Genomic DNA, 17,399 nt, shown 5'->3' on the forward strand with positions numbered 1-17,399 from the left:
CTTTTATGATCAAGACATTTGTTATAAACGTATCGCTATTCGGTTTGTTGTGTCTTGTTAGTTTTGTTTTTGTCTATTTCTTGGCAGATGGTTCTACGGATGCTAACTATTTAAGATTTACCACAGGTAAACAAAGTTCCTTGGTTATTGGTGGGTCAAGAGCAGCGCAAGGTATTCAGCCCTATGTTATAAATAGGAATTTGAATAATGTAAAAATGTACAACTATGCATTTCAAAACCCGAGTTCTCCATATGGTGAAATATATTTAAACAGTATTAAAAGAAAAATAAGGAGAGGTAATGATATTGGGGTGTTTATTTTGGAAGTGAATCCATGGAATTTAATGAATTACAGAAGCCGTAAATCATTACAGGAAGCTAATAGTTTTATAGCTAAAACCACTTTTGTAAACTTTAAGCCTAATTTTGAATATTTGATAGAGTCTTTCGCGGAAAGGAACTTGAGTATTTTGGAAAATAAGATTAGGAAGGGAAATAATATGACCTATTATTTGAATGAAGATGGTTGGTTAGAAGTTACTTTGGATGAGCCAAACGAAATGGTAAAGTTGCATCGTAAAAAGCATAAGATTGAAAAATACAAAAGTAGGATTAATGATTCTGAAGGACTTTCAAGTTATCGTCTTCAGTTTTTAGATAGTACTATTGCTTATTTGAAATCATTTGGAGAGGTATATTTGGTAAGGATGCCTGTTTCCGTAGAGATGCAAGAAAATGAAAAAAAATTATGCCCTGATTTTGATAAGGTAATGGATTCGATTTCCCTAAAATCTAAATCTATTTATTACAATTTTTTAATTAATGGAGATGAGAATTCTGATTTTACAGATGGTCATCATTTAGATAAAGAATCGGGAGCTTGTTTTACATTACAGTTGTTGGATTCGATAAAAACAAGGTTATAAATATTTATAAGTTTTATGCTATTTAATTCTTTGACCTTTGCAGTGTTCCTTCCCTTAGTGTTTATGCTCTATTGGTTTGTTTTTAGACATTCCCTTAAAAGGCAAAACGTTCTAGTGCTATTGGCGAGTTATGTGTTTTATGGTTGGTGGGATTGGCGGTTTTTGGGATTGATCCTGTTAAGTACGCTTGTTGATTTTTTTGTTGGGCTCCAATTGCGTAAGACAGAGACTCCCAAACAACGGAAGTTTTATCTGTTATTAAGCTTATGTGTGAACCTGGGCTTGTTGGGTTTCTTTAAATACTACCATTTTTTTATAGAAAGTTGGATTGATGCCTGGTCCTTGTTTGGGATACAGATGCATGCTTCTACCTTGGAGATTATCCTTCCGGTAGGGATTAGTTTTTATACGTTCCAGACCTTGAGTTATACGATTGATGTGTATAGAAAACAGTTGGAGGCTACTCGTGATTTTTTGCAATTTGCAACTTTTGTGGCCTTTTTTCCGCAATTGGTGGCAGGGCCTATAGAGCGGGCTTCTCATTTATTGCCACAGTTTGCAAACGCAAGACGGTTTGATGCAGACTTTGCCTATAGTGGTATCTCTTTGATTATTTGGGGATTGTTTAAAAAGGTTGTGGTGGCAGACAATTGTGCGTTTTTTGTCAACCAAATTTTTGAGGGGTATGGGCATTTGAATTCTGCGGAACTATTTTTAGGAGTATTGTTGTTTGGGATCCAAATTTATGGAGATTTTAGTGGGTATTCGGATATTGCCATAGGGGTGGGGCGTTTGTTTGGGTTTTCATTACAGACCAATTTTGCCTTTCCTTATTTTTCAAGGAGTATTTCAGAATTTTGGCGCCGTTGGCATATCTCTTTATCTTCATGGTTTCGGGACTATGTGTATATTCCCTTGGGTGGTTCCAGAGGCTCTTTAGGGATGCATGCCCGAAATATATGCGTCGTGTTTTTGGTGAGTGGCCTATGGCATGGTGCCAATTGGACCTTTTTGGTTTGGGGCGCTGTGCATGCTTTTTTGTTTCTAGTGCCTTTGTTGTTTAAAGTGTCTCAGAACCATGGCCGAGAAACCCAACTTGCCGGGTATCAGTTTCCATCTATGCTATTGACCTTTTTAATGGTGTGCTTGGCCTGGGTTTTTTTTAGGGCTGATAGTGTGCCCATTGCCTGGGATATGTTAGGTAAGATTTTTAGTTTTGAAGGACATTCTTTGGGGGTGTTTTATAAAAACTCCAAAAGTTTGTTGTTTGCGGTTATTACCGTAGTTGGGATTTTTGTATTATGGCTTTATGAGTTTTTAGCAGTGCAAGGGAATCAGCAGGAAGTGCGCTTATCAAGATACCACGCCATTTTTATTGGCGTATTGATTGTGTTTATGGGGGTGTATAAAAACCCATCGGATTTTATTTATTTTCAGTTTTAAATGACAGCATTTCTAAAACGTATAGGGATTATTGTATTGGGGATTTTCGGCGTGTCCATGTTGGTTTCTATGGGGAGTTTATGGGCGTTACGTGAGGGGGATTTTTATAAGCCTTCCTTTTTGGTTAATGGTGTGAGTACTTCGGATTTTGATTATATCGTACTTGGGGCAAGTACGGGATTGACCACTTTAAATACTAAAGTGATTGATTCTGTTTTACATATTGAAGGGATTAACTTATCTATGGATGACACTTCTATATCCAGTCAGTATTTGATGTTGGAACACTTTTTGGCAAGTGGAAAACATGCCGACATATGCGTACTTGCTTCGAGCGCTTCAAGTTATGATGCCATCTCAATACATATCAGCGATAATGATTATCGGTTTTTGCCTTATGTGTCTCGAGGTTATATTTCGGATTATTATGCCTCTTTTTCGGGGACTGCAGCGGGTGTTTCGGGGCTTTCTAAATGGTTGCCTATGGCAGGGGTTGGCTATTATAATGCCGAATTGTTTTATCCATCCCTTATTAGTTTGGTTGCTCCGCAACATCGTAACCGTTTTGATTCCAAAGGGAACTATACGTACCCTGTAGGATCAGGTGCTTCTAAAAGGATTTTATCGAGACACCCTAAAACTATTTATTTTAAAAATACGTATCTCGCTAAAATTAAAGCGTTGTGTGATTCGCATGATATTCAATTGGTTTGTTATGTATCTCCTCTTGAACAACAAGAAGCTATATTGGAGCAGACTTCCTATGACGTTATCAATCATAGTACCTTGTTAAAAGATTCCCGATATTTTTATGATGCCATTCATGTGAATACTTTAGGAAGGCATGTGGCGAGCTTGCAATTTTCGGAGGATTTTAGGTCTTATGTAATTAGTGAGTCCTTCGACAAGCTCAGGATGACGGAGTAGTGAGTAGAATATGAATAATGAAGAATGAAGGGGATTGTAGAATCATGAGAAAAGAGTCAAGAGCAAAGAACAAAGAACAAAGAACAAAGAACAAAGAGTGAATCATATAGAAAACAGGATGGGAGCTGTTCTTATGATTGCCATGTAGTATTAATTAAGATTTTAAAATTTCATTATTGGAAAGACCTTTGAAAATTGCGATTTATTCTGGAGAGATTCCGAGCACGACTTTTATAGAGCGACTTATCCAAGGACTTTCTAGGGAGGGGGTAGCCGTGTTGTTGTTTGGGGTTTTAAAACATGCTCCTAAATATCCAGAATCGGTTCGGGTATTGGGATATTGCAGTTCCCGATTTTATAAGTTTATGTATTTGTTGCGTTATAGCCTGTTGTTAGGTTTGTTTAGGAACCAGGATAAACGCCGTCTGGATGCCTTTTTGAGAGCGTATGGACGCAGTGATTTGTATAGCAAGGTAAAGTGTTATCCTGTATTGTGGCAACGGCCCGATGTGTTTCATGTGCAATGGGCGAAAGGATTGGAAGATTGGTTATGGGTACAGGATTTTGGAATAAAGCTCGTTTTGAGTTTGCGTGGGGCGCATATCAATTATTCCCCAATTGCGGATCCCGAGGTGGCCGCCATGTACCGTAGGTGTTTTCCAAAAGTGGATGGTTTTCATGCGGTGTCCAAAGCTATTGGACTTGAAGCAGAGCAGTATGGCGCTAGGCCGGAACGCGTGCATGTTGTTTATAGCGGGTTGGACTTAAAGTCTGTTGATACGCCTATTTCTTCAGAAGATTCCAAAATTTTACGGTTGATTTCAGTAGGGCGTTCCCACTGGATAAAAGGCTATTCCTATACTTTGGATGCCTGTAAATTGTTGAAAGATTCAGGCATGGGTTTTAAGTATTTGATTGTTGGAGGTGCCAATATGATTGAATATCAGTATCAAGTACATGATTTGGGGTTGGAGCTGGAGGTAGAACTTTTAGAAGGGCAATCATATGAAGCGGTGCAACATTTGATAGGGCGTGCAGATCTGTTATTGTTGCCGAGTGTTAAGGAGGGAATTGCCAATGTGGTTTTGGAAGCCATGGCCTTGGGAACTTTGGTGGTTAGTACCAATTGTGGCGGAATGGCTGAGGTGATTAGGGATGGTGAGAATGGGTTTTTAGTGCCGATTAGGGATTCACAGGCTATTGCCGAGGCTGTAATGCGTGTTCAAAGTTTGCCGGAATCCAAGTTGGAAGCTATTAGGGCGAAAGCACAAGCTACTATTACTGCTCAACATGATGAGGCTATTATGGTTAAGGGAATGTTGGCGCTTTATAGGGAGGTGAGTAGTGAGTAGTGAGTAGTGAGTAGTGAGTGAAAGCAGATTATGAAGTATGTGAAGATATGCAGAAATAAAGAATAGAGAGAAAAAAGAAAAGCGTGAATGATAAGGTATAGATAATGGTAGATGTGTTTAAAAAATCATATTTGATATCATATTTATGGGGACTGGACCAATAAAGCAAATACAACGGATAGGGTTGGTATTATCTGCGGCACCTGGGTATTCGGAGACCTTTTTTCGCAATAAAATAGAAGGACTTCAGGCTCAAGGGTTTGAAGTGGTATTGTTTATTGTGGAGGGATCGAAGAAGGAACCTATTGATATAAGGTGTGATGTGGTTTCGGCCCCTAAATTTAAAGGTTCCGCATTGCAGGTATTTGTACAGAGTGTTTTTGTGTTTTTTAAGGCCTTATTGGCGAGTCCGCGTGTAAGTTTTCGGCATTTTCAATTGGATATAGGTAAGGGTTTTCCTTTAGGGCAATGTATTAAGCGGCTTCTGCAAAATGCGTTTATGTTTGGTTACCCATTGGATTGGTTGCATTTTGGTTTTGGGATGCTCGCGGTTGGACGGGAACATGTTGCTGAAGCTATAGGGGCCCAAATGGCGGTAAGTTTTAGGGGCTTTGATCTGTATCTTTCTCCTTTAAAACATCCCGATTGCTATGCGTTACTTTTTATCACCAAAGTTCGTTATCATGTCCTGTCGTATGAGATGAAACAAGATTTGATGGTGCATGGTATTCCAGAGTCTGCTATTTATGTTATTAGTCCAGCCATTGATGTACAATTTTTTAAGGACTCAACCGGAAGTTTTGAGAGCAAGACACTGGTTGCTTCCAAAGTTTTACAAATTGTTACCGTAGCACGTCTACACTGGAAAAAAGGATTGGAGTACAGTTTGGAAGCTATGACAATCTTAAAAAAACAAGGTGTTCCTTTTCATTATACTATTGTAGGGGATGGACCAGAATATGAGCGTTTGGTTTTTGCAGCCCAACAATTAGGGATTAGGGAACAGGTGACGTTTGCCGGTTCTTTGTCTCCCGATTTGGTGAAAGAACATTTGGAAGCTGCCGATGTGTATGTACAATACAGTATTCAGGAGGGATTTTGTAATGCGGTTTTGGAGGCGCAAGCCATGGGGGTGCTTTGTGTGGTCTCTGATGCCGAAGGCTTATCGGAAAATGTTTTGCATAAGGATACGGGGTGGGTGGTACCCAAGCGGCAGCCCCTGCTATTGGCTGGGCAAATACAATTGGTTGCAAATTTGGATCCATTGGTAGCTAAGGAGATTCGATGTGCTGCCATTGATCGGGTGCAGAGAGGGTTTAATTTGGAGGAGCAACAGAGGGCATTTGTAGGATTTTATTTGTAGTATTGCTTCTCTTTATTACTGCAAATGAGTAGGTGTTGAAGGTCTATTGTTGACAGGTGCCTCCTTTTTGTTTTTGTAGTAATTATTATAGGAGTTGATTTAATTAAATGGATGTATGACATTTTACGAATTTAAGCGTTGGGTGACCTACCCGTTAATGACCACTCATTTGGTGACCGTACGACAGGATTTAAAACGTTTATTAAAAGGAGGAGGACATCCTTCACTTTTGGATGTGGGGGGAAGAAAATCGCCCTATACTATTAATTTGCCAGCCGCTATCACTTTGTTGGATGTGCCTCAGGAGGCAGGTACTAAGGCCGAATTGAATTTGGGGTTTACCCGTTCTATTTTGGATACGATCAAATCGCAACGCAGCAATATTAAAAATGTTGTTATTCAGGATATGACACAATCGACCTTGGCAGCGCATAGTTATGATGCCGTGGTGTGTGTTGAAGTTATAGAGCATGTAAAAGAGGATGAGGCTTTTGTTAATCATATATCCAAGGTTATTAAGCCTGGAGGTTGGGCTTATTTTACGACTCCAAATGGGGACTATATTAAAAATGAAGGCCCCGAGAGAAATCCAGATCATGTTAGACATTATACCCGAGTAGAATTGCAACAATTATTGGGACGTTATTTTGAAACCGTAGATGTGCATTATGCAGTAAAGACGGGCCGATATCGGGTAAAGGGCTTGCGGGGGTATACATTAAAAAAACCTTTACAAACATTGGATTCTATTTTCTCCAATGTCGTGAATCGTTTTCAATCTGTTGGTATGGCATCCTGTGCCGTGGAAACAGCGCATTTAGTTGCTGTAGTCCATAAAAATAAAAACAGCAGTGAATAGAGTTATTATTTTACTAGGACAACGTGTGAGAAGTGGAACTAATTTTGTTGGGTCTACCTTATTACAGCATCCTAAAGTTGTTACTTTACCCCGAGGAAAGTCATTTGGAGAGTTTAATTTATTTAATGATAATGCCATTGTTACGGAAGTATTTGATAGGGTGATTGAGAGGAGTTTTGGAATGAGGCTGTCAAAGGAATGGTTGCCTACTTTTTTAGAGAATTACGGTAAGAATTGGTTGAGTTTGCTACAAGCAAAATATGAGATTCCAAAGGATGCCGTGTTATTTTTTAAGTCTCCAAGAATTGATCAAATAGATTTATGGTTACAGGCATTTCCTGAAGCTCAAATATTAGTAGTTTGTCGAGATGGAAGGGATAATGTAGTTTCTTCGGTTAAAGCTTCCAATGATAAACGAAGCTGGTATACATTTTTCATTATACTAAAAAAGTTTATAAATTATTATTCAGGGCGATCTTTTGTAAACCATGCTAGGGAATGGGCTGAAACAGCAGATTATGTTATAGATGTAAAACAAAGCTTAGGAAGCAGGGTTAAAGTACTGCCGTATGAGTCGTTATTGAATTCAAGACAGGGGATAAGTGATTTGCTTGATCATTTTAAATTGGATATTAATGAGAATATATTAAAGGCATGTATGGAGGCTCCCGTGATAGGAAGTTCTCAAGGTGTCCATACTAGTAACGTAAAAAAGACCAATTGGCAACCTGATTACAACAAGTCAAAGTACATGTTCACAAAAAAATGGAGACATTGGGGGGTGCTTAAGAAAATTGTTTTTAAAACTATTGCTGGTAAACAATTAGTTGCATTGAATTATGAAAAAAACTCGACTTGGTAATGCCCTTTAGATTTCTCAGCTATTTACAGTCTACACATTATTTTCGTCTTTTAAGGAGTAATGGTCACTTCATGTTTCCAATATCAGATGAGTTGCCCAAGGATGTCATAGAGCAATTGGATTTGGATACAGGGTATTCTTCTAAGCTGGCGCAGGCCTATGATTTGTCGTGGCAGGCTATTCAACGGGGCTATATAGGCAATGCAAAAGCCTATGCCGAGTTTCAGGAATTAGCTGTTACTGATGAATATCGGTTTATTCGCAAGTATTTTCATTCGGCTTGGGTGTTGTATGTACTCGTATTGCGCTTATTTTCTTTTAAAAATCCCTTGATGGAGCTTAAGGCATGGTTTGGGACACAATCTGTTTCCAGAGTATCCTATTCTCCATTAGTTTATTCTGAATGGAGCAGTGTTAGTTCTGAGTTGATTGCGAAATTACCTTTTGTTAGTGTGGTGATTCCTACTTTGAACCGTTATGAGTATTTGGATGCTATTTTGAGAGATTTGGAACAGCAGACCTATCCTCATTTTGAAGTCATTATAGTGGATCAATCTGATGCTTTTCAAGCGGACTTTTATTCCCAATATCAATTGGATATTCAATTAGTACGACAAAAGGAAAAGGCCTTGTGGTTGGCTCGTAATACGGCTATACAAAGAGCTAAAGGCTCATTGATTGCTTTGTCGGAAGATGATGTAAGGGTGGCTCCCGATTGGTTGGAGAGCCATTTACGCTGTTTGGATTTTTTTAATGCGGAGGTGTCTGCAGGAGTGTTTCATCCGGAAGGCCAACAGATTCCTCAGGATAGGTCCTTTTTTGCGGTGTCCAGTCAGTTTGCAACCGGAAATGCCGTGTTGTATCGAAAGGTTTTTAAAGAAGTAGGGCTATTTGATCGGCAATTTGAAAAGCAGCGTATGGGGGATGGTGAGTTTGGCTGTAGGGTGTATTTAAGTGGAGTGAGAAGTGTTTCAAATCCTTTTGCCAGTTGTGTTGACGTTAAGGCAGGGGTTGGAGGCTTACGGGAGATGGGCAGTTGGGATGCCTTTAGGCCTACCAATTTTTTTGCTCCTAGGCCTATCCCCAGTGTGCTGTATTATTTTAGACGCTATTACGGTAATAAAATGGCTCGATTGGCAATATTGCGCACGGTGCCTTTGTCTGTTTTTCCTTATCAGTTTAAACAACATAAACTATTATTGGTGGTAGGGTTTTTTGTTAGTATTCTTTTGTTGCCATTGGTCTGTTATCAAGTATGGCGTTCATGGCGTTTATCGTCCCAAAAACTTAAAGAAGGGCCGATTATTGGGAGATTGAAAAGTGAGTAGTTAGTTTTTGCTAAGAATTAGAATGAAAAGAGAGATGGACACTATTAGAGCTATGCGAAAAGTGATATCATATAAGACTGAATAAAATAGTTGTTTAGAATTACAGTGAGAAGAAATTTAAGAAATACTTGTGCCCTGAGGTATTAAGTGTTTATTTTGAACCAATCATTTAAAGTGCTTTGGCAACAACCTCCATTCTTATTATGACTTCGGAATTTCCTCCTTTGCCTGGAGGAATTGGTAACCATGCCTATAATTTAGCAAAGCATTTGGAAGAGTTAGGGTATCAGGTTATTGTGATTACCGATCAACGAGCTTTAGATGCTGAAGAAGAACATTTGTTTGATGCTGGGCAGGCATTTTTTATAAAACGCGCAGCATTGCGACAGTTTCGTTGGTCTATGTACGTTAAACGCTTACAATTACTGTTCCGGTATGTGAAGCAAACAGAGGTGGTATTTGCAACGGGTAAATTTTCACTCTGGAGTGTAGCTTTGTGTACGCTGTTTTTTAAACGTAAATATATCGCCATTGTTCACGGCAGTGAGGTTAATTTTAAAACTTTTCTTTTAAGACGTTCTGTACAGCTCGCTTTAAAACGTTTTGATAGGCTTATAGCTGTATCTAATTATACTAAGGGATTGGTGACTTCTTTTCATGGAAATATAGAAGTCATTCCAAATGGGATTGCTTTATCGCAATGGAGGCCTCCGCAGACAGAGTTATTTTTGAAGGGGAGCCCTATATTAACTACAGTAGGCCGTGTGAGTTCAAGGAAAGGACAGTTGCAGGTAATTGGACTGTTACCAGAGCTCATTCAAAGTTTTCCGGAATTACACTATCATTGTATAGGGATTCCAACCGAGGCAAAGGCCTTTAAGGAAGAGGCCCAGCGATTAGGAGTTGCCGACCATGTTACTTTTCACGGAGCTTTGAATGATGAGGGACTCCGTGGTGCTTTAGTAGCGACGGATGTTTTTGTGATGTTAAGTAAAGAAAGTGTTATCGGAGATGTTGAGGGATATGGTATTGCCATTTTGGAAGCCAATGCTATGAGCAAACCAGCAATTGGGTCAAAAGGTTGTGGTATTGAAGATGCTATAGACGATGGAAGATCCGGCTTATTGGTTACTTTAGATGATGTAAGGGGATTTAAAGCAGCGTTAACGTTTATACTAGATCATTATGATCAGTTTTCGGAAAATGCCAAACAATGGGCAGAGGTACACGATTGGAGACATATTATAAAAACTTATGACGCTGTGATAAGTAGTGAGTAGGAAATCGAAAATTTTTAGGATTTAATCGTATGGTCAATAATGAAAAATAAGAGGGGATATTTGTTGTTGGATAGTAAAGGAAAACGAACTATCAGTAAAATAGTCTTTGAGAGAGTAGGCCTCAAACATAATAATTTATATATCATTAATATATTCTAGTGAATTTTGAAATTGGCAATTATCTCACATACGGAACATTATATCAGGGAAGATGGTGTACTTGTAGGGCTAGGTTCTACAGTTACCGAAATCAATCACTTATTGTCTGTATTTGACGAGATTATACATGTTGCTATGTTGCATTCAGGGGATGCTCCTGCAAATGCTCTACCTTATGTGTCGGACCGTATACGTTTTCAGCCTATTTCTGCAGTTGGAGGTCCTGGTTTTATAGATAAATTAGCTGTTTTAAAGGAAGGTCCCAAGGTGTTGCGAACTGTTTCTAAAGCTTTAAGGCGTAGCGATGTTTTTCAATTTCGAGCTCCCACGGGGATTGGAGTTTTTGTGATTCCTTATTTGATGTGGTTTGTTTCAAAGCCCGGTTGGTTTAAATATGCCGGTAACTGGCATCCAAACAGAGCACCTATTGCCTATGCTTTTCAAAAATGGCTTTTAGAGCATCAAGACCGAAAGGTGACGATTAATGGGCAATGGCCTGAGCAAGCCAAACACTGTTTGACTTTTGAGAACCCTTGTTTAACAAAAGAGGAGATTGAGGAAGGGGAGCAGGTAACAAAATTGAGAAGCAAAACTTCTGATGGGCTGCATTTTTGTTTTGTTGGACGTTTGGAGGCTGAGAAGGGTATTTCATTGTTGTTGGAAGCTTTTTGTTTGTTGAATGAGAACGAGCAATCCCATATTGCAAGTATTCATGTTGTTGGGATTGGGAAACAACAAGGTTTTTATGAGGTGAAAGCTAAAGAGAGTGACCTTCCTATTAAGTTTTATGGGCATTTGTCGAGGGCTGATGTGCATGCGATATATCAAAGCTCGCATGCTATCGTGTTGCCTTCAGCATCGGAAGGATTTCCTAAGGTTGTTGCTGAGGCCATGAATTACGGCTGCCTTCCCATTGTATCGGATGTATCTGCTATTAGCCAATATGTGATGCATGGGCAGAATGGCTTTTTGTTAGAGTCTCTGGATGCGGAAGGGGTGGCAGTTGGTATTCGGAATCTGATATGTCTTACAAATGAGGACTATCAAAAGATGGTGATTTTTACACGGGAGAGGATTGAACGGTTTAGCTATCATCACTACAATACTCGTTTGAAAGAAGTTCTTGAAGTTTCGAAGCATGATTCAATTGGAGATTGGATGAAATAGGAGTCTTGAAAATATCTATTTTCATTGGCTTTTGTGATATCTTTATGATTCTTAAGTGAGGTCTGAAAAAAAAACTTATTTTAGATTCCTTAAAACAAAAAAAGCGCTATACTCTTCATGGTTTTTAAAAAGCTTTTATGGACTTTTAAACGGCATCCTGCTTTATACAAAGCCAGGTTTAGACTGCTATCCAAAAATTCAAGTATCGAGGATATTGCTGGCTATGATTATAATGAGGTGAATCCTCGTGAAGATATGCCCTTTTATTTTGAGGAGGTCAATACGAGAATTTTTAAAGATGGGAAACCAGGCGATGATTTGGATAGGGTTAAGGCTATCAGTGTTTGGTTGAACGCCCATATTAAAGGAGGCCCTGGTTTGAGTGAGGCCTCAGAGCATGCATTGAAGCTTATGTTGGAGGGTAAAGGAGGGGTTTGTAGCGATATGACCCAGATTTTTAATAATTTTTGTGTGTTGAATGATTTGCAAGTGCGGGAATGGGGAGTAACTAGAGCTCCTTTTGATAAGGATTATGGAGGACATTCGTTTAATGAAGTGTATTGTAAAGAATTTGGGAAGTGGGTGTTGATTGATCCCTCGTGGGGATTTATTTTTTATGATGCCTATGGAACCCCTTTATCTGTTTTAGATGTCTATCATTTACGTGGACAAGAGGAACTTGTTTTTAAATCTTTTTTAGAGGGCGGGGAGGTCGATGTCGATAATTTGTATAATAATTATTTGGATGCTCGCAATGTCCCCTTTTTGATCTGTAATTACAGTAATAAAACCTATGATACCTTTTTAAAGGTTGCTCGCCCTTTTGTACCCGTATTTATCTTGCATTTTACTGTTTTTATGTTACAGAAAAGTTATCATTACCGGTTTCCAATGGATGATTATAAACGTATATTTTTATAAATATTATAAGGTTGAGAATTTAATGTTATTTTAGCATACTCATTCTATCTATACTATTTTTTATCAAGTGAAAACCAATATTACCTATCTCATCGCCATAATCTTGCATGTAGCTATAGGGGTGTTGGTGTATTTTAATGAGTCCTTGGCAAAATTGTATTTTGTAGTGATTACGGGATATTTTATGTTTCGAATTATTACTGTGCCCCACCATTTGAAATCTTTTGAGGTTTTAAAGGCATGTGCCTATTTTGTAGGGGCCGAGGTTTTCTTAAGAGCTACCCATGGTTCCATTTCTTATGAGGCAGGGAAGTATTTGGTGATTGTTTTTGTGATGATGGGAATTTTTTATAGGGGGATGTCAGGGAAGGCATATCCATACTTTATCTATATCATGTTTTTAATTCCCTCAATATTTGTGGCATCTACAACTCTAAGTTTTGATGCAAATTTTAGAACCAATATTGCCTTTGTGTTGAGTGGGCCTATATGTTTGGGATTGGCGGCTTTGTTTTGTTATAAGCGGCAGGTAAGTTTTGGACAGATGAACCAAATTTTACTATTTATGGTATTGCCCATTATAGCTCATACCGCTTATATCTATTTATATGTGCCCAATTTACAAGATGTGTTGACAAGTACTGCATCTAGTAGAGCGGCCGCAGGAGGTTTTGGAGCCAATCAGGTATCCGCAATTTTAGGACTGGGGATGTTTGTGATGGCCATTAGATTGTTTACCAAATCGCCATCTTTGGGTTTGAAACTTTTGAATGGGGGTATTTTATGCTTGATTTCCTTTAGGGCAGTGACTACGATGAGCAGGGGGGGGGTTATTGCCGCTATTTTGTCTCTTCTTGTATTTTTAATGTTTTATTATTTGAAAGCTTCCTATAGAAAAAAGCATGAGATTTTTTTGGTTCTTTTATTTCTTGGTTTTAGTTTGAGTGTGACTTGGGTGATTGGGGTGCAACAAACTAGGGGACTCCTTAATTTAAGGTATGAAAATAAAGATCACCTGGGCCGAGAAAAGGAGGATTTGACGACAGGTAGGGGGGAGTTGTTGATGGATGAATTGGAAGGGTTTGTATCACAACCTTTTTTAGGGATAGGTTCCAGTCGTGCCAAGGATATGCGCTACGAGATAGAGGGGCAGGGGGTAACATCGCATAGTGAATTTAGTCGTACCTTAGCAGAGCATGGTATTTTAGGAGTTATTATTTTATTGATATTGTTGTTTAAGCCCTTGGATGTGCGCTTTACCAATAGACAAAACTATTACTTTTTCGCATTTTTGGCATTTTGGTTTCTTACCATTAACCATATGTCTATGCGGATAGCCATGCCGGCTTTTATTTATGCTTTAGCATTATTACACGTTACCCATGATCAACGTCCTTTATATAGGCAACAACTTACAGCGCTCGAACGCTAATATATCGGCCATACAAATCTTAGGACCAGCCTTTGTAAATGAAGGCTATCAGGTATATTATGCTTCTTCAAAATCGTTGAAAGTATTTCGTTTTTTTGATATGTTGCGTCAGGTGTTTTGGCGTCGTAAACAGGTGTCCATAGTGTTGATAGATACCTATAGTACTCAGAATTTTTATTATGCCTTTGGGGTGAGTCAGTTATGTAGAGTATTAAAATTACCTTATATCCCTATTTTGCATGGAGGGAATTTGCCTTTGCGTTTGAAAGATTCTCCGAAATTATCGGCTATGATTTTTCAGCATGCCAAACACAATGTGGCTCCATCTCTGTATTTGAAGGAGAGCTTTTCGAAATTCGGGTATGCGAATGTGGTTCACATTCCTAATAGTATTCGATTAGCAAATTATCCATTAAGCAGCCGTAATTATGAAAGTATAAATCTTTTGTGGGTTCGCTCTTTTTCAAAAATTTACAACCCCCAATTGGCGGTTAAGGTTGTTTATGCCTTAAAACAAAAGGGTTATGATGCTTCTCTTTGTATGGTGGGACCCGATAGTGATGGGAGCTTGGAAGACGTAAGCACCTTAGCAGCGGATTTAGATGTTTCCGTTCGTTTTACTGGGAAGCTAAGCAAGGTTGAATGGATTAAATTAGCCAAGGAGTATAATATTTTTATCAATACAACCAATTTTGACAATACTCCAGTGAGTGTGATTGAAGCTATGGCTTTGGGGATACCTGTGGTGAGTACTAATGTAGGGGGGATGCCTTATTTGATTGCTGATGGAGAGAACGGTCTGTTGGTTCCACCCAGAAATGTAGATCCTATGGTTACCGCTATAGAAAGGGTCTATGGGAATAGAGAACTTCGAGAGCATTTGACTCATAATGCCCGGTCTGTAGTAGCAGAATTTGACTGGGAACTGGTCAAACAACGATGGAATGCCGTATTACATCCGTAAGACCTGCTTTTCTGTTAAATATCTTTATATATTTACGGCAAAATTCCAACTAACACATGGGAGGGCCAACCAAGGATATACATTTTGAGATTTCAGAACGTAAGGTATTGCTGCGTTTAATGGATTTGGGTATGGTCCTGTTAGGACTCTGTGTGTTGGAATATGGCTTTGGATTTAGGTACCTAACCATCGATCAAGAACATACAGTGCCTTTGGCGGTGTTGGGACTGTACATTATGGTATTTGGAACGGTGTTTGAGATTTACGACCTGCATAAGTCAAGTAAATTGGATACGACCTTCCGTAATGTGGTATTGACTGCTTCCACAGTGGTTTTGTTTTATCTGTTAACCCCTTTCTTTACGCCTTTTCTTCCGGAAAAGCGTCTTCAGATTGTTTATTTTTATATTGCCTTGATTGTGGGCATTTTTTTATGGCGTGTGGCTTATACCACTTTTGTGTCCTCTCCCAGATTTAATAAGAAAGTGCTGTTGGTAGGGGAAATTTCTAATATGGAAAATATTGTCCGCCCCCTGAAGGATTCTGATCCTAATTATCGCATTATCGGGTTTATCAATTGTGAAGCAGAGCAAGATGATCCCGTGAGGTTTAAAGGATTAAAGGAATATCGCCCAGAAGATTTGATTCCCGTGATTATTGAGGAGCGGGTGTCGGAGGTTTTAGTGGCTAGCTTTAATGCGGAAACCATTATGCCTGAGATTTATCATGATTTGATGATGCTTTTGGAACGAGGATTTACCATACGAGAATATACCCAGGTGTATGAAGAGGTGACCCATAGGGTACCCATTCAATTTATAGGTAAAGATTTTTATAAGTATTTTCCATTTAGCCGAAGCAATCAAAATGCCCTGTATCTCTTTTTTCATCGCAGTTTTGATTTGGTATTTGCCTTTTGTGGACTATTGATAGGCGTTTGCTTTTTGCCATTTGTTCTGTTAGGGAATGCTTTAGGGAATCGCGGTCCGTTATTTTATAAGCAAGAACGGGTAGGAAAAAATGGAGTTCTCTTCCATATTGTGAAATTGCGAAGTATGGTGGTAGATGCTGAACGACATTGTGGTGTGAAATGGGCTGATAAAAATGACGCTCGTATTACACGGTTTGGACGGTTTTTAAGACGGTCGCGTATAGATGAGATTCCTCAGTTTTTTAACGTATTGAAGGGAGACATGAGTATTATTGGTCCCCGTCCAGAGCGTCCTTATTTTGTGAATGAGCTGTCTCAGGTTATTCCTTTTTATGAAACACGACATGTGATTAGGCCGGGACTCACAGGTTGGGCGCAGATTAATTACCGCTATGGGGCTACTATCGACGATAGTTTGATCAAGTTGCAATATGATTTATATTATATTAAACACCGTAGTTTCTTCTTAGATTTCAATATCATTTTAAAAACCTTGAGTACCATTGTGTATTACAGAGGGCAGTAGTGAGGCCTTCAGCAAGCTCAGGATAGTTGGGGAATAATGATAGTGAGTTCCTTGACCCTTAAACGCTTCAACTTCAACAAGCTTAGAACAGGTTTGCTCGGTATGATTATTTGCGCAATAGCAATGGGATTTGTAGGTATTTTACTGTTTGTGACCTATTTGTTGTAAGGTAAATCGTGATTTGTTGATAAGTAGGTGTATAAGGTGTTTATAAACTTATTTGTAAGTTGTTGAAAACCATGTGTATAACTAAGTGTATGATATCTTGTTTGAGCGTTTTTTATGTCTACCTTAGTATCAGTTAATAGCAGTATCTTCAAAAAAAGCCTTTCCGGTATTCATTTTATAGAGGTTGATTAGTGTTCGGAAGGGCTTTCTTGTTTTTGGAGGTACTGATTTCTTAGATCCTTTGGAGATGCTTAAGTCTGGCTTGCTCAGAGTAGTGTGTACTGAGTAGTGAGCTCTTAGACAAGCTCAGGGTGACATGATAATAGGACCATGAAGTAAGACTTAAGAATTGGTGGGTGGTTCTCTTGGATTCTTCGGTGATGCTCGGGACAGGCTTGCTCAGGGTGACATAGTGGACTTACTTTACCTATATTGGTTCACTTTCGATGAGGAACTTGTTTTCATAGCTGGTTTGGATTTATATATTGAGTAAAAGGCATGCCTTGAGGTATGTCTTTTTTGTTTAGGATATCCTTTATATATATGACAAATGGATATTTTGAATTTATTCCTGTGGTATACCCTATATATAATAGTAGCATGAATATGCATATAAGGAAAGCTCAACCCCCTATTTCCTATAAGCCATAAAATAATTCCAAAGCCAAACGCTTCAATTCCAGCCCTGTAAATTCCTTGTTTCAAAATATTTTCCAAAAACCGCAAAAAAGGCTTGCAGATATCCAAAAAGGCGGTATATTTGCAGCCGCAAAAACAGCGAGTGCTGCGAA

General features: G+C 38.8%; 14 protein-coding genes. All 14 read left to right on the plus strand.

What is annotated here, in order from left to right; translation table 11 throughout:
- Positions 1 to 5: 5 nt before the first annotated feature.
- The 14 genes from ZA06_RS10995 to ZA06_RS11060 all read left to right on the plus strand — a co-directional run bounded on the left by ZA06_RS10995 (position 6) and on the right by ZA06_RS11060 (position 16,440).
- On the plus strand, positions 6 to 926 hold the full coding sequence (locus tag ZA06_RS10995; protein ID WP_053977515.1) for a hypothetical protein: 921 nt from the start codon (positions 6 to 8) through the stop codon (positions 924 to 926).
- Between the two features lie 15 nt (positions 927 to 941).
- Complete coding sequence (locus tag ZA06_RS11000; RefSeq protein WP_053977516.1) at positions 942 to 2,369, plus strand: MBOAT family O-acyltransferase; 1,428 nt, start codon at positions 942 to 944, stop codon at positions 2,367 to 2,369.
- Positions 2,370 to 3,296, plus strand: coding sequence for a hypothetical protein (locus ZA06_RS11005; RefSeq protein ID WP_053977517.1), 927 nt, complete (start codon positions 2,370 to 2,372; stop codon positions 3,294 to 3,296).
- 176 nt (positions 3,297 to 3,472) lie between these two features.
- Positions 3,473 to 4,648 carry a glycosyltransferase gene (locus tag ZA06_RS11010; RefSeq protein ID WP_053977518.1) on the plus strand — a complete coding sequence of 392 codons (1,176 nt, stop codon included), beginning with the start codon at positions 3,473 to 3,475 and terminating at the stop codon, positions 4,646 to 4,648.
- Between the two features lie 145 nt (positions 4,649 to 4,793).
- Entirely contained in the window at positions 4,794 to 6,011 is a 1,218-nt protein-coding gene (locus ZA06_RS11015) for a glycosyltransferase (RefSeq protein ID WP_053977519.1), read from the plus strand.
- A 115-nt stretch (positions 6,012 to 6,126) separates the two neighbouring features.
- A complete protein-coding gene (locus ZA06_RS11020) occupies positions 6,127 to 6,870 on the plus strand; it encodes a class I SAM-dependent methyltransferase (protein WP_053977520.1) in 744 nt (247 codons plus the stop codon).
- Positions 6,863 to 7,732: a sulfotransferase gene (locus ZA06_RS11025; RefSeq protein WP_053977521.1), complete on the plus strand. Its 870-nt coding sequence runs from the start codon at positions 6,863 to 6,865 to the stop codon at positions 7,730 to 7,732. Before ZA06_RS11020 ends, ZA06_RS11025 begins: the two co-directional genes overlap by 8 nt.
- A gap of 71 nt (positions 7,733 to 7,803) precedes the next feature.
- Positions 7,804 to 9,060, plus strand: coding sequence for a glycosyltransferase family 2 protein (locus ZA06_RS11030; RefSeq protein ID WP_240472243.1), 1,257 nt, complete (start codon positions 7,804 to 7,806; stop codon positions 9,058 to 9,060).
- A gap of 203 nt (positions 9,061 to 9,263) precedes the next feature.
- Positions 9,264 to 10,340 carry a glycosyltransferase family 4 protein gene (locus ZA06_RS11035; RefSeq protein ID WP_053977523.1) on the plus strand — a complete coding sequence of 359 codons (1,077 nt, stop codon included), beginning with the start codon at positions 9,264 to 9,266 and terminating at the stop codon, positions 10,338 to 10,340.
- Positions 10,341 to 10,505: 165 nt separating this feature from the next.
- Complete coding sequence (locus tag ZA06_RS11040) at positions 10,506 to 11,666, plus strand: glycosyltransferase (protein ID WP_053977524.1); 1,161 nt, start codon at positions 10,506 to 10,508, stop codon at positions 11,664 to 11,666.
- Between the two features lie 117 nt (positions 11,667 to 11,783).
- A complete protein-coding gene (locus tag ZA06_RS11045) occupies positions 11,784 to 12,587 on the plus strand; it encodes a transglutaminase-like domain-containing protein (RefSeq protein ID WP_053977525.1) in 804 nt (267 codons plus the stop codon).
- A gap of 67 nt (positions 12,588 to 12,654) precedes the next feature.
- Complete coding sequence (locus ZA06_RS11050) at positions 12,655 to 14,019, plus strand: O-antigen ligase family protein (RefSeq protein WP_240472244.1); 1,365 nt, start codon at positions 12,655 to 12,657, stop codon at positions 14,017 to 14,019.
- Positions 13,970 to 14,983 (plus strand): glycosyltransferase family 4 protein, encoded by a 1,014-nt coding sequence (locus ZA06_RS11055; RefSeq protein ID WP_053977526.1) that lies wholly within the window; start codon positions 13,970 to 13,972, stop codon positions 14,981 to 14,983. Before ZA06_RS11050 ends, ZA06_RS11055 begins: the two co-directional genes overlap by 50 nt.
- A 56-nt stretch (positions 14,984 to 15,039) precedes the next feature.
- Entirely contained in the window at positions 15,040 to 16,440 is a 1,401-nt protein-coding gene (locus tag ZA06_RS11060) for a sugar transferase (RefSeq protein ID WP_053977527.1), read from the plus strand.
- The last annotated feature ends 959 nt before the right edge of the window (positions 16,441 to 17,399 follow it).

Origin of the sequence: Mangrovimonas xylaniphaga (assembly GCF_001280435.1) — a bacterium.
In the GTDB taxonomy this organism is placed as follows: Bacteria; Bacteroidota; Bacteroidia; order Flavobacteriales; family Flavobacteriaceae; genus Mangrovimonas_A; species Mangrovimonas_A xylaniphaga.

Coding starts and splice junctions, on each gene's coding strand:
- ZA06_RS10995 (WP_053977515.1), top strand. CDS start 6: ATGATCAAGACATTTGTTATAAACGTATCGCTATTCGGTTTGTTGTGT.
- ZA06_RS11000 (WP_053977516.1), top strand. CDS start 942: ATGCTATTTAATTCTTTGACCTTTGCAGTGTTCCTTCCCTTAGTGTTT.
- ZA06_RS11005 (WP_053977517.1), top strand. CDS start 2,370: ATGACAGCATTTCTAAAACGTATAGGGATTATTGTATTGGGGATTTTC.
- ZA06_RS11015 (WP_053977519.1), top strand. CDS start 4,794: ATGGGGACTGGACCAATAAAGCAAATACAACGGATAGGGTTGGTATTA.
- ZA06_RS11020 (WP_053977520.1), top strand. CDS start 6,127: ATGACATTTTACGAATTTAAGCGTTGGGTGACCTACCCGTTAATGACC.
- ZA06_RS11030 (WP_240472243.1), top strand. CDS start 7,804: ATGTTTCCAATATCAGATGAGTTGCCCAAGGATGTCATAGAGCAATTG.
- ZA06_RS11035 (WP_053977523.1), top strand. CDS start 9,264: ATGACTTCGGAATTTCCTCCTTTGCCTGGAGGAATTGGTAACCATGCC.
- ZA06_RS11045 (WP_053977525.1), top strand. CDS start 11,784: ATGGTTTTTAAAAAGCTTTTATGGACTTTTAAACGGCATCCTGCTTTA.
- ZA06_RS11055 (WP_053977526.1), top strand. CDS start 13,970: ATGATCAACGTCCTTTATATAGGCAACAACTTACAGCGCTCGAACGCT.
- ZA06_RS11060 (WP_053977527.1), top strand. CDS start 15,040: ATGGGAGGGCCAACCAAGGATATACATTTTGAGATTTCAGAACGTAAG.